Origin of the sequence: Aquirufa sp. (genome assembly GCF_044377215.1) — a bacterium.
GTDB lineage: Bacteria > Bacteroidota > Bacteroidia > Cytophagales > Spirosomataceae > Aquirufa.
Genome location: NZ_JBILJM010000008.1, coordinates 1 through 13,717, shown reverse-complemented (window position 1 = coordinate 13,717; position 13,717 = coordinate 1). Strand labels below are relative to the sequence as shown.

8 protein-coding genes are annotated in these 13,717 nt (G+C 35.8%); 3 read left to right on the top strand and 5 right to left on the bottom strand.

Translation table 11 applies throughout. The features are described 5' to 3' along the window. Position 1 precedes the first annotated feature (1 nt). From ACIQ6T_RS04250 to ACIQ6T_RS04235, 4 genes are all read right to left on the bottom strand, one after another. Positions 2–1,846, bottom strand: coding sequence for a glycoside hydrolase family 13 protein (locus tag ACIQ6T_RS04250; RefSeq protein WP_395784574.1), 1,845 nt, complete (start codon positions 1,844–1,846; stop codon positions 2–4). A 198-nt stretch (positions 1,847–2,044) separates the two neighbouring features. Beyond that, entirely contained in the window at positions 2,045–3,361 is a 1,317-nt protein-coding gene (locus ACIQ6T_RS04245) for a SusE domain-containing protein (RefSeq protein WP_395784572.1), read from the bottom strand. Between the two features lie 29 nt (positions 3,362–3,390). Further along, the gene (locus ACIQ6T_RS04240; RefSeq protein WP_395784570.1) at positions 3,391–4,974 is read right to left on the bottom strand and encodes a RagB/SusD family nutrient uptake outer membrane protein; all 1,584 of its coding nucleotides are present in this window, start codon (positions 4,972–4,974) and stop codon (positions 3,391–3,393) included. Positions 4,975–4,992: 18 nt separating this feature from the next. Further along, the gene (locus ACIQ6T_RS04235) at positions 4,993–7,953 is read right to left on the bottom strand and encodes a SusC/RagA family TonB-linked outer membrane protein (protein WP_395784568.1); all 2,961 of its coding nucleotides are present in this window, start codon (positions 7,951–7,953) and stop codon (positions 4,993–4,995) included. Between the two features lie 174 nt (positions 7,954–8,127). On the opposite strand from ACIQ6T_RS04235, the gene ACIQ6T_RS04230 reads away from it, so the two are divergent. Then, positions 8,128–10,095, top strand: coding sequence for a helix-turn-helix domain-containing protein (locus ACIQ6T_RS04230; RefSeq protein WP_395784566.1), 1,968 nt, complete (start codon positions 8,128–8,130; stop codon positions 10,093–10,095). Positions 10,096–10,106: 11 nt separating this feature from the next. Then, a complete protein-coding gene (locus ACIQ6T_RS04225; protein WP_395784564.1) occupies positions 10,107–11,159 on the top strand; it encodes an arabinogalactan endo-beta-1,4-galactanase in 1,053 nt (350 codons plus the stop codon). Here the strand turns inward: ACIQ6T_RS04225 and ACIQ6T_RS04220 are convergent. Continuing rightward, complete coding sequence (locus ACIQ6T_RS04220) at positions 11,156–11,533, bottom strand: aldo/keto reductase (RefSeq protein ID WP_395784680.1); 378 nt, start codon at positions 11,531–11,533, stop codon at positions 11,156–11,158. The two genes, ACIQ6T_RS04225 and ACIQ6T_RS04220, sit on opposite strands and share 4 nt — an antisense overlap. A 371-nt stretch (positions 11,534–11,904) precedes the next feature. On the opposite strand from ACIQ6T_RS04220, the gene ACIQ6T_RS04215 reads away from it, so the two are divergent. After that, positions 11,905–13,545, top strand: coding sequence for a tyrosine-type recombinase/integrase (locus ACIQ6T_RS04215; RefSeq protein ID WP_395784562.1), 1,641 nt, complete (start codon positions 11,905–11,907; stop codon positions 13,543–13,545). Positions 13,546–13,717 lie beyond the last annotated feature (172 nt).

Sequence of the window (13,717 nt, the reverse complement as noted above, 5' to 3'; positions counted from 1 at the left end):
GTTAGTTAACTTCCACGATCAGCGCAGATTTAGGGCCAACCTTAATGTATTCCCCTAAATTAGAAATTTGTCCACTAATTATATTCTTTAATGTCGCATTTGACGGTAAAATTTCTTTGTATAATCGAGGATTTACTTGGCTTTCCTTAGCATTCTTATTCACAATAACCATCACTTTCGATTTATCCGTATACCGGAAGTAGGTATATATTCCATCAACAGGAGCAAAATGCATCAATTTACCCTGAGTCACCGCTTCATTTCCCTTTCTCCAATTCAATAAACTGGCTAAAAAATCTTGCGTATTTTTTTCATTCACACTTAACTGACTCCCGGTTACCGCATCCTTTACATCATTAGGCCAACCGCCTAAAAAGTCTCTCCGAATTTCACCATGCTCATTGCTCTTAGGATTAGCAAAATTAATTTCCGTACCATAATAAATTTGTGGAATACCACGCATCGTACAAATGAGCGAAAGTCCAATTTTGAATAAGTCCTTATCTTCCTTTACCTGGGTGAAAAAACGATTCATATCGTGGTTATCTAAGAAAATAACTAGGTTATTGGGATTGGGGTAAACCAGATCATTCGCCAAAACCGAGTATATTTTTAATAAGCCTTGGTTCCATGATTCCGGCTCAGTTAAGCCCTCGTAGATAGCATTCTGAAGAGGAAAATCCATTAAACTAGGTAAGCCAGACTGAAAACCATCTGGGTTAACCTTTCCTTTTTGCCAATACGAAGGTATGATTGGATTTAATGACCATTCTTCACCCACCATATTAAATCGGGGATACTCGTTTGAAATAGCTAAAGTCCAAGCATTGGAAAAGCTCTTCTCAGAGTAAGGGTAGGTATCAATTCGTAAACCACCTAGACCCGCATATTCAATCCACCAAATGGTATTTTGAATCATGTATTTAGCTAAAAATGGATTATTTTGATTGATGTCAGGCATGGAAGGGACAAACCAACCATCCACTAAACCTTTTTTATCTGCTAAAGATCGATGTGGGTCTTGATGTGTTTCCCGACGATGGTTTGTAGATACAAATTCAGTTCCATGATTAATCCAGTCTTTAAACGGCATATCCTTCATCCAATAATGGCCACTCCCAATATGATTTAAAACGATATCCGAAATGATTTTAATTCCTCTTTTATGAGCCTCAACACATAATTCCTTGAATTTTTCATTGGTTCCAAAACGTGGATCCATTTTATAATGATTGGTGATGGAATAGCCATGGTAACTTTGAACTTTCTGATCATTCTCAAGCAAAGGCATGCTCCAAATAGCCGTATAACCCATCTTTTTGATATAATCCAAACGATCAATAATCCCTTGAATATCTCCCCCATGGCGCGCAAATAATTTAGAACGATCCACATCATTTTCCAACATAGCCGAGAATGCGTCATTATTTTTATCGCCATTGGCGAAACGATCCGGAGTGATTAAATAAATAACATCTTTCGAGGTAAAGCTTTCGCGATTTTGACTGCCAGAAACTCGGGCCTCCAGTGAATAATTGATGATTGCCAACGATTTACCATCCTTCATAATTTGAAGTGGGTATTCGCCAGATTTAGCCGCCTTGTCAATATACACATCCACAAATAGGTAATTGGGACTTTCGGCATTATGTATTTTTAATATCTTCAGTCCAGCTTTTGCCGATTTTACCTGAGCACCTTTTATGTTTTCACCTCGTAAAACCAATTGGAGATTAGGGTTTTTCATTCCCACCCACCAATTCATGGGTTCAATTTGGATGGATTTTTCTTGGGAAAAAGCAGTAAAGCTTAGTAACAAGAATAATAAATAAATGATTTTTTTCATTTGATAATTCGTTTTCAAATAGGATGAAAAAACTTCCGTGGCGATTATTTTATTCAATAAAATATCGGTCAATTAAAATTTAATTGAATCAAAGTCCATAAAGTGCTTTCTTAAAATCAGGAGTATGCAATAAACACTTAGGCCTGTGAAAATACACAGACCCAAATGTTCATTGGCATATACCTTTTAGATTAGAACTTAATTTTTAATTAACGTGTAGGTTGGCGCATTAGGATTTCTGAAGTCCAACTTAACATTATAAACTCCTGCGGCGCCTACTGCAATATTTGCACCACCAGCTTCTAATGATCCGTTCGCTCCATCGTCACCATAATTAACACCCCAGTCATCATTCAGTCTGAACTTAACTTCACCTGCACTTAATGAAATGTTATTGATGTACCAAACCCCTTCGTTACCGAAATCAGGTCTGAATTTGGTATCAGGTCCACCCCAACCGCTAGCCGTGGCACTTCCGACGATCCCATAAACTTTAAACGTTTCAATTTTAACCTTCAGATCTTTTTGGTCAAATGTGACTAAATAAAATCCATCCGCAGCTATGGCAATATTAGCACCACCTGCTTCAAGGGATCCATTAGCCCCATCATCTCCATAGTTAACTCCCCAATCATTGTTGAAACGAATCTTAATTTCACCCTTAACTAATTTGGCAATGGCTCTCCACTGATCTGTCGCTGGATCATACCAGAAAGGCACGTCCGGACCACCCCAACCATTTGGAGCTCCTGAACCTACAACACCCCACGTGTAAGGAACTACCGTAAAGGTATTTTTAGTTAAATCAATGGTTACTTTATAGGTACCAGCAGCATTCACTTTGATATTATCTCCATTAACTTTTAAAGCACCTGCACCCCCATCGCCTATGTTATAATCCCATTTATTGTCCGTTCTGAATTTAATTTCACCTACGGCTAAGTCAACATAAGCAACCAATACATTAGCCGCATCCGTTTTGTAGAAAGGTAAATCTGGTCCATTCCAGCCACCTGGCGTTGCACTACCTACCACACCCCAGTTGGTCGACAAGTCTAACTTATCTAAGAATGGAGTAGCAGTAATACTTGCCACAGGAGACATATAAGAAGTAGTGGGTCCAATAACCGATTGAAGTTTAAAATCAACCCCAGCTGCTACTCCGGCTTTTAAGCCTAGTTGCAACAAAATTGGATTTAACTCTCCCACTTTAAACGTTTTCTTTAAGTCGCCACCGACAGTAAATGCGGCTGCCTTAGAAAAATCACCCCCTTTTTTGTCAATTAAAAGGGTATAAGTTGCCGCAGCATTGAAGCCATAATCAGGCTTAGGCCAAGTAACCGTAACCGCTTCTGTAGCGATTTGCTCTTTGACTAAAACGATAGCAGCTTTAGACAAAGTGATATTTGGACCGGTCGTCGCGGTCAAAATAGGTTTCAGAAATTCTTTTTCACACGATATTAAGCCTAAGCTGAATACAAAAAGTGAAAATATTTTAAACATTGATTTTTTCATAATCGTATATTTTATCTTTTAAGACCTAATTAATATCCTGGGTTTTGAACTAAATTAGGATTAGCTACAATATCGGAAGAAGGTATAGGGAATAATTTCATATTATCTGAAACGCCTGCACCTGCCTTAGTTCCACCTTTCCAAGCCCAAACATAACTAGTTCCGGTGAACTGTTTGAAACGGATTAAATCGGTTCTTCTATGGCATTCCCAATACAACTCTCTTCCTCTTTCCTTAATGATCAAATCTAAGTTCAATAGGGTAACATTTCCTTGAGTTCCATTATAAGCTCTTGCGCGCAATGCATTTACATATTGCAATGCTGTCGTCAAATCACCTCCAGAACCACCACGTAATACCGCTTCCGCATACATTAAATATACATCTGCCAAACGGAACATGGGGAAATCCGTATCAGGAAAATTACCTTCTGAATCTGAACCTTTCACGCCTGTTGACGTTACGTTTTTATATTTCGTAATCGCATATCCATCGGTGAAAGCAGAAATATCTGCAACTTCCTTGTTCTGTCCATCCGTAAAAAACATAGCTCTAGAATCTGTCTTTCCAGACTTGTCATCAAAATGATCCACAAATTGTTGAGTCGTTCTTAAACCACCCCAACCGCCATTAATTCCAAATTCGGCTGGATTCATTTTACCTCCTACAGGCGCATGAACCATGAAGGTCATCCCACCCCAAGTTTTAGTTTTGGTTCCGTCAAAGGCAATTGGGAAAATGATTTCGGCAGATTTATTGTTATCAGCTAAAAACAAATTCTGGTATTTAGACTCGATAACATATCCAGCTCCGATCACCTTTTTAGCAGAAGTAATCGCCTCCGTATATTTACCTGCACCTATATAAACTTCAGCATTTAAATAAAGCTTAGTCAATAAAGTCCAAGCTGCACCTTTATCCGCTCTAGCATATTCATTCTTTCTTGGCTCAGCCATATCTACTTCGATCGCTTTCAATTCTGATTCGATGTAAGCAAATAAATCGGCCTTAGAAATTTGTTTTGGTAAGAAGGAACCTACCGCATCTTTTTCAGTAACGAAAGGAACTGAACCAAACATATCTAGTGCATGGTAATAACTTAAAGCTCTTAAAAAACGAGCTTCTGCACGATACATTTTAATCTCAGGAGACGTGATACCTCTTGAAGCTAATTTTTCATCCGATGTTTCACGAATATATTCATTACAAATTCCAATTTGGTAATAAATACGGTTGTACATCGCGGTGATAAACTCATTACCTGAAGTCCATGTCATGGTATGGTAACTTGGTAAACTACCGTCATTCCAACCAATCACCGCCTCATCTGTAGGTAATTCTTGCGCTTTGAAATACTGACGTAAATAGGTTGAAAAACCCTCGTCAATGCCTGAAATATCAGGTTTCCCAGCGGGACCTTGTTGGCCCGAAACGGCTAAACCCGCATATAATTTAGCCAACAAAGGCTTATAGTTAGCTGGATCTTTAAAAACCGTGGCCGACGTAACTTCGATGAACGGGACTCTATCCAGATCTCCCATACATGAGGACAATATACTTAAGGCGATACTCAAGCTTATTCCCTTTACAATTGTTATATATTTTGCTTTCATTTCTGTACGATTTAACGATTAAAAATTCACATTTAAGCCCAATGAAACAGTACGCGGTCTTGGATACATGTTGTTGTCAATTCCACCGCCAACTTCCGGATCTAAGCCTTGATATTTAGTTACAATAAATGCATTTTGAACATTCAATGATAATTGAGCATTGAATTTCTTCGCATTTAATAATCTGTTTAAATTATAACCAAAGCTGATGTTATCTACACGTAAAAATGAAGCATTTTGAATGTAGTAATCAGAGAAATATTGCGTGTTATTGAAGTTGGTTTCATTCACATTAGGAACCAAATTAGATAAGAAATTATTTCCTCCCGTTGCCGCACGATAAACCGCACTATTTGCATTGGTATTATTATACATGTAATTCCCAACATTAGCTCTCAACACAAATCCGAATGAGAAATCCTTAATTTGTAGATTAGAAGAAGCTCCAAAGAAATACTTTGAATTAGGTGACTCAAAACGGTAACGGTCGTCAGAAGAGATCTTGCCATCACCATTGCGGTCTACATAAAGTCCTTCAACTGGCTTGCCATTCGTGTTATATACCTGCTGATACACATAGAAAGTATAAGGAGAATATTCCAAAGAGTGAATCTGAATGGTATTACCCACACCACCTGAGATACCACCCACTAAAATCCCTTGGTAGGTCGGGTCTTTTACCTTGGTCAAATTCGTAATGTTGCTTTGATTGAATGTAGCATTTACACCAAAATCCCAGTTAACATTAGCCGTATGAATCGGATTGAAATTCAACGTTACCTCAACCCCTTTATTTTCTAGATTACCCACATTCGTTAAAATCTGGTTAGTTAAATTAGAACCTGCAGGCACTGGAATAACGGAAAGTAAATCTTTCGTTTCCTTTTGATATACATCGATCGAACCTGTAATCCCTACTTTTTTAAATCCAAAATCTAAACCAATGTTCTTAGTTGTTGTTTGCTCCCATTTGATGTTGGCATCATATCCTTCTGGTCTCAAGGTATTTAAAAATGTATTTCCAAACTGATACTGAGCATTAGGTTCAGAATTTGTATAGCGTGCCAAATATGGATAATCACTAAATACATCTTGCTGACCTGTCACACCCCAACCTAACCTCAATTTCAAGTCTGAGATAACTTCGGAATCCTTAAATTCTTCAGAAATTTTCCAAGCAGCCGCAGCACTTGGGAAAACACCCCAACGATTTTCAGGAGAGAATCTAGAAGAACCGTCATTACGTAAGGTAAATGTAAATAAATACTTATCGTTTAATGAATAGTTGGCTCGACCATAAAATGATACCAAGGTATTTTGCGTCTTATAATACGTATTATTAAATACCGTACCTGCAACATTCTTGTCCAAATCAGTATTATCTCTCAAGAAATCTTGATAGGAATAACCACCCATGACATCAATTCTATGCATGCCAATACTTTTAACATAATTCAAATAAAACTCAAAAGTCTTATTATCCTTTGATTGAGAATAGGTACCTGCTTTACCCCCACGGTCATATGAATTAGCTATTCCTGCTGGAATGTTGATCGTTCCTTCAGAAGAAGACTTGTCAATAGCTACATTTGCATTTGCTCTTAATTCAGGTAAAAAAGGCATTGTATAATCAAATACTGCATTTGCGATTGTTCTATTTACCTTAGATTGATCCTTTTGTAGATTCAATAAAGCCACTGGATTTTTCGGTCCCAAAGAATTTGGTTTCTTAGTCGCTGGATCTAACCATTCAAAATACCCACCAAAATCACTTCCAGTAACTGATTGCGTTGGATCAAATCCTACTGCAGTACCGATAGCGCCTTGATTAGCAAAATTATTATTGATCACGGAAGACTTTAAATTTAAATCCACCTTTAAGGAGTTATTTAAAAAGCTAGGGCTAACACCAATTGAAGTTGAAATACGATCCATATTAGACGTTTTCAAAATACCATTTTGATTTAAATAACCCACCGATGCACGAACCGGTATATTTTTAATGGATCCTGTAATACTAACGTTATTATCTATTGAAATGGCATCACGATATATTTCTTTTTGCCAATCAGTAGAAGATTTACCTAACATAGCCTTTTGAGCAGCAGTACCTTTTGAATTGATCACTGAAGTAAAATCAGCAGCTGATAAAACATCTACATAAGCGCGAGCTTGAGCTGATGAAGCCACTGAGCTAACGGATACTTTAATATCATCGCCTTTCTTACCTTTCTTAGTAGTAATCAAAATAACACCATTAGAAGCCCTTGAACCATAAATAGCCGTGGCAGATGCATCCTTCAACACGTTAAACGATTCGATATCATTTGGGTTTATAAAAGACAATGCGTTAGCAGCACCAGAAATACCATTATTATCTAATGGCACACCGTCAATCACGATTAATGGATCATTGTTCGCGTTTAACGAAGAGCCCCCACGAATACGTATCGTAGAACCCGCGCCAGGTGCACCACCATTAGAAGTAATTTGAACCCCTGCTACTTTACCAGCAACCAACTGATCTGGCGTTACGATATTACCCTTTTGAAAATCAACGGACGAGATCGAAACCACAGAACCTGTTAAGTCCTTCTTTCTCTGAGAACCGTAACCGATTACTACCACTTCGTTCAACGATTGAGAATCAGTTTCTAAGGTGATTGTAAGTTGGTTTTGATTGCCAACGCTAACCTCCTTACTTATAAAACCAATAGAAGAAACCACCAAAACACTGTTTGAAGAAACATTTGAAATGGTGAATTGTCCCCTTGAATCAGCAGAGGTTCCTTTGTTTGTTCCCTTAACGGTAACAGAGGCTCCTGCAATAGGTCCTTCCTTTGAAGTAACAGTACCAGTAACGGTCTGCTGCGCAATGACCGAAAAAACTGAAAACGTGATCAAAGCAAGTGTTAAGAATAAATTCTTTCCTTTACTTTGACTTAGTCCTTCGATCCAGCTAGTAATTTTAGCTTTCATAAATATGATTTAAAAATGATTGAAAAAATATTTTTTTTAAAAACTCAAAATTAAAGGAGTAATCCATTAGATTCGCCCCACTTTAATAAATGACAATAATCAATGAATTAGTACAATTAGCTGTAAATGAGTAAATTACAATTAATTATGCGATTCATTTTATAAAGTGGAACAATGAAAAATATGGTACTAGATTATATGTTGGCAATTACAAGCTTAAAATTAAAACGCAAAATGATAAGGGTCAACTTCTTACCTATTTTATTATTCATAAGTTTCATCAGCCTGGGCCAACAAAAATTAGAGCTAATTGCCCCTACCCAAAAGTTGCTCCCCCGAGGTGATTTTTTTCTAGCAGCAGATTTTAACAATTGGGATCCGGGAGATCCTAGGTTTCAATTTAAGAAAAAATCAAATGGGAATTATGAAGTAACTATTCCCGATAGCGTTCATGTTTTTGAATATAAAATAACCCAAGGAACTTGGCATTTAGTTGAGGGCACAAGAGACGGGGGCGTAAATGCCAATCGAAGATATGATGACAAAAGCCAAGACTTAACAAAAAACCAGATCATCCAACTATTAGGATGGGAGAAAAAAGCAACCTATCGAATAGTAGTCAATAAAATACCTTCAGCTACTCCATTCGATGCTAAATTGTATATCGCCGGAAATTTCAACAACTGGAATCCGCGCGATGATAATTATTTATTAATCAAACATTCGGATGGTTCTTACAGAACAACCATTCAATCTGAATTATCAGAAATCCAATACAAAATCACTCGTGGCAATTGGGCCTCAGTAGAATGCTATGGAAATGGGAAAGCTAGGCCAAACCGTAAAATCGGAAGATCGGATAAGTTGGTCTGGAATCCTCGAGACATCGAACATAAGACCAATATAGATGTTGAAAACTGGGAAGACCTAACCGGAATATTTAACTTTTTCGACTTATATAGTCTCTTCTTACTGTTTGCCAGCTTTAGTGGAATTTTATTAATGATTGCAATCCCTACCATTCAAAATTCCAACTGGGCAGCAAACCGTTGGCTTATCCTATTAATAGGGGTGATTTCGGCCACGCTATTAATGAAAATAATCGCTGGTGATAGAAATATCGCACAGGATTTTCCAAAATTATTATTGATCCCCGATTTTATCATTTTTGCCTTTGCTCCTTTATATAATTTATACATCGAAAAGCTATTATTTAGATCGAGCGACTTTAAAATTAAGTGGCGCTGGATCTATCTACCCAGTATTCTCCAATTACTAATCTATTTGCCTTTCTTTAATTTAGATTATGATACGTTTCGTTATTCTCAATTAAATCATGAGCCATCGTTTCAAATTTTATTCATTCTTATAGGGTCTACGGGAATTATTTGGAATCTACTTCAATGGAATAGATTCAGAAAGATTTTGAATATTTACTTCGAAAAAAGTAAAATAAGCTCTTCGTTTGAGGAGAATTTAAGTTACTTAAGCATCACACAAATCATCTATTTAGCTTGTATTATTTTAGGCCTTATGGCCATGCTGATCTACCTGATAGGTTTTTTCATGGACGAAGACCTAACTTTATTAAGCAGCCAAATCGTTGATTTAATTTGGTTCGTCTTCGCTACTTCTCCTTTCTTTTTAGGTTATTATGCGATACACCAACCTGAGATTTTTAAAATTTCAGAGAAGCACAATATTTTGGGTACCGAAAATGAAATCGACTTAAATACCCCTATTCAAAGGGAAAAAAATTACATCCAAGAGAATAAGGAAGTAATCAAAGATGAACTGGCCGAAAAAATAATCGAAATTATGGTGCAATCTAAACCTTATTTAAATCCAAAATTGACATTAAATGAGCTAGCCCAACAACTGAATGTCTCACCCCATGTTATGTCCAAAACGCTCAATGATTCCTTTCAGAAAAACTTTTTTGATTTCATAAACACATATAGAACAGAGGCTTTTAAAGAGAAATTAGACGATCCTAAATTCCAAAACTACACCTTTTTAGCTGTGGCTTTTGAAGCAGGATTTAATTCTAAAACAGCGTTCAATAGGTCCTTTAAACGCGTAACGGGTCAATCCCCTAGCGAATATTTACATAGCATCAATCAAATAGAAAATATTCTTTAGTAGAAGCACAGATGAAAAGATATCTCGTATTATTATTTAGTCTGTTGATATTTTTACAATCATGTGCACAAGTAGAAACCCCAATTTCCAGCAAAACTGTCGTTTTAGATACCATTCTGCATCCATATACCCCACCTACCGAATTAATCAAAGGCGCGGATATTAGTTGGGTTACCGAAATGGAAAAAGCTGGCATATCCTTCTACAACGCTCAAGGGGTTAAAAAAGATTGCTTTATATTAATGAAAGAATTAGGATTTAATACCATTAGACTTCGTGTCTGGGTAAATCCAAAAGATGGATATTGTAATCTATCCGATTTATTAGTCAAAGCAAAAAGGGCAAAAGCCATCGGGTTAAAATTATTAATCGACTTTCATTACAGTGACTCTTGGGCTGATCCAGGCAAACAATTTATGCCAGAAGAATGGAAAGGCAAGACTATCACAGAACTAGAAGCTAAAATTTACGATCATACATTTGAAGTTTTAAATACATTAAAATCAAATAATATTGTACCTGAATTTGTACAGATAGGGAATGAAACCAATGATGGGATGATGTGGGAAGTGGGTCGAGCGTCAACCAACATGGACACATTTGCAAAATTCATTGAAGCTGGTTACCGTGCCACAAAAAAGATTGATGTATCCATTGGCGTCATCGTTCATATTTCAAATGGTTATGACAAGAAACTTTTCAATTGGATTTTTGATGGATTAAAAAAGTATAAAACAAGGTATGATATCATCGGAATGTCCTTGTATCCAGATGCTAAAAATTGGCTAAGCTTAAACCAGCTCTGCATAGAAAATATCGTTGAATTGAACGTAAAATTCAATAAACCTACCCTGCTTTGTGAAATAGGTTTTAATTACAATGATCCTGAAAATGGAAAAATGTTTGTGGAAGATTTAAAAAACAGAATCTTAAAACTATCCAAAAAACAGGCATTTGGATTAATGTATTGGGAACCTCAGGCGTACAATTGGAAAAATTATTCCTTAGGTGCTTTTGACAACACCGGAAAACCGACCAAGATTTTAGATCCGTTTTTAAATTAAGCAGGTAACCACCAAGTCGGAACAGCCGGCACTGCTTCCCCTATTTTTTTAACACAATCATCTGAAAGCGAAGGGATTTCAAGCGCTTTGAATTGTATATTTAATTGGCTCAGATCCTTTACGCCTGGTATTACCACATCGATGCAATCACTTTGTAAACAAAAGGCTAAGGCATTACTTGTTAAACCCCCAGGCATATCGCCTAAGAAAGCTAGTTTATTGGCCGATGCCATAAACCACTGAACATCTCGATCTGGAAACTTAGCGCGATAACCGCCGCCAAACAAAGAAGGATCATTTAAAAATACCTTATCGGTTAAAAAACCAGAGGCTAGTGGTACTCGGCCTATCACATGATATTTTTTGCGATTTATGTGATTTACTAAAACCGTTTATCATGGGACAGACTGAAAAAGGATGTAAATCGTCAGCATTAATTGGACCGATAAAGGTTATTTCTTGACTTCGTTTAAATTTAAACGAAGTTTTACTTCACCTGAAAACCCCTCTCGTGCTACCTGTTTTGCTACGACTCCCGTAAAATAAAAGAATCCACCCTTTTGAGGTGGATTCTGGTGGTCCCACTAGTATCTAATCTTTATTGTCTGATTTATTTTAAATGATTGATAATCAATTATTTAATCAATTTTATTTAATTTAAAAATTGGTAATTTGGGGAGAAAATCCGCAAATTTTGGGGAAATTTTCCTCAGAATATATTATGTTTGTGTTTTAACTAATACAAATGAACTTATACTACAAACTAAAAAGTGATAAAGGTTATGGGTATGTGATTCTAATTTATACTCACCTTTCTCAAAGATTGGAATTGTCTCCGTCTGTGAAGTGTGAAAAGAAGGATTTCGGTGATGGGAAAAAAGAAAATCCAATTAAAAAGAGTGATATTGAATTTGAAGGTAAAAATCAAATTTTACATTCGTTCAAAGAGAGTGTCTATTTAGTTATTAGTAAGTTAAAAAGTGAAGGAGTTCAACCAACTACGGAATTAGTTAAGTTGGGAATGAAACAATTTAAGAGGGAGTTATTGGTAGTTAAACACATAGAAACTACGATTGATAAGTTCCCTTTACTCTATGTATTAAGAGAGAAGTACATAAAATCATTAGATGAGACAACCACATATTATCGGTCAATTTGTTACAGATTAAGGGTTATTGAAGAGTTTATTAAACAAAGAGGTGATGATGAAATTGATTTTAGAGAAGTTAATAATTCCTTCTATATAGATTTAGAAACCTATTTGGTTAGTAAAGAATATAGTAATTCAACATCAGCAAAAATTATATCTCAATTTCGTCAGTTTTTGCTTTTTTCTCAACGAGAGAATTATGCAAGCAAAGTTGTTGTGGATTATAGGACAAAATTACCGGTAGGTTCAAAGAAGGTCGTTTCGTTAAGTCCTTACCAAATTGAGGAATTAAATAACTTTTTAGAGTTTGATTACTCATCACAGAGTTTAGATAAAAATGGTAATCCACTCTATTTGAAATATTATGATGGTTGGCTTGAAAAGTCCTTTATAGTTAAAGATGAATTATTTGAAACTATTAAAGACCCAATTACTAAAAGAGCAAAAAGAGACCTAAAGGGGAATTTAGTAGGAATGAAGTCTAAGAATAAATTTAACTGTTTTACCACGTATGAAGTAGTTAAAGATATGTTTTTGTTTAGTGTTGCAACTGGTTTAAGGTGGAGTGATTGTGTTAAGGTTAAAGTAGGTGATTTTGATATAGAAAATAGGGAGTACAGTATAATTCAACAAAAAACAAAGGAAGAAGTCCCGATAATTGAAAATGAATTATCTAAACAACTGTACAAAAAATATTCAAAAGGGAAATCCGTATTTCAGTATTTATTCCCATTGAATTGTTTGAATAGTGATTTTACTCGTCAAAATTATTTGACTAAGGTGAATTTACACCTTAAAGAAATTGGTAAAATACTTAAGTTTAATAGTTCCGTAAGTACAATTAAAAGAGTTGGTAAAAACCCTACAAAAAACCCTTCAGTTCCATTCTATACTTTGATGTCATTTCATATGGGTAGGCGGACTCATGCAACCATTGGAAATAAATTGGGTGTCGATATGAAATCCATTTCTCAGCAAATGGGTCATAGTTCCATGACAATGACTTCTAAATACATTGGGAAGGATGATTCCAAACTTAAATCTATGTTTGATTTTATTGATGGTGGAGACAAGAAAGAGGAAGAAATTGTCAATAAGGTAATTGCTAGGAAACCCGATGAAAGTTCGTTAGAATCGAAACTAGAGTACCTTAAATCAATGAATAATAAGGGGATGATAACAGATGAAATTTATTCAATTCGGGTTAGTAAATTACTGGAGGAGAATGGTTTATAAATACCATTAAAGGTGGAAATTAAAGGACGGACCTCAATAGTAAAAATATGAATTATTTGAATCAAGGTCAAGATAAAAGTAGGAATTATTAGGTCAAATTACCTCAATAATATAAAAATGGTAAATAGACTTGCTGGTTTATTATCATTTTTATAAATTGTAATATTAAAAT

Bases quoted from the DNA above. Each gene is read 5' to 3' on its own strand.
- ACIQ6T_RS04250 (WP_395784574.1), bottom strand. From the start codon at position 1,846: ATGAAAAAAATCATTTATTTATTATTCTTGTTACTAAGCTTTACTGCT.
- ACIQ6T_RS04240 (WP_395784570.1), bottom strand. From the start codon at position 4,974: ATGAAAGCAAAATATATAACAATTGTAAAGGGAATAAGCTTGAGTATC.
- ACIQ6T_RS04235 (WP_395784568.1), bottom strand. From the start codon at position 7,953: ATGAAAGCTAAAATTACTAGCTGGATCGAAGGACTAAGTCAAAGTAAA.
- ACIQ6T_RS04230 (WP_395784566.1), top strand. From the start codon at position 8,128: ATGAAAAATATGGTACTAGATTATATGTTGGCAATTACAAGCTTAAAA.
- ACIQ6T_RS04215 (WP_395784562.1), top strand. From the start codon at position 11,905: ATGAACTTATACTACAAACTAAAAAGTGATAAAGGTTATGGGTATGTG.
- ACIQ6T_RS04225 (WP_395784564.1), top strand. From the start codon at position 10,107: ATGAAAAGATATCTCGTATTATTATTTAGTCTGTTGATATTTTTACAA.
- ACIQ6T_RS04245 (WP_395784572.1), bottom strand. From the start codon at position 3,361: ATGAAAAAATCAATGTTTAAAATATTTTCACTTTTTGTATTCAGCTTA.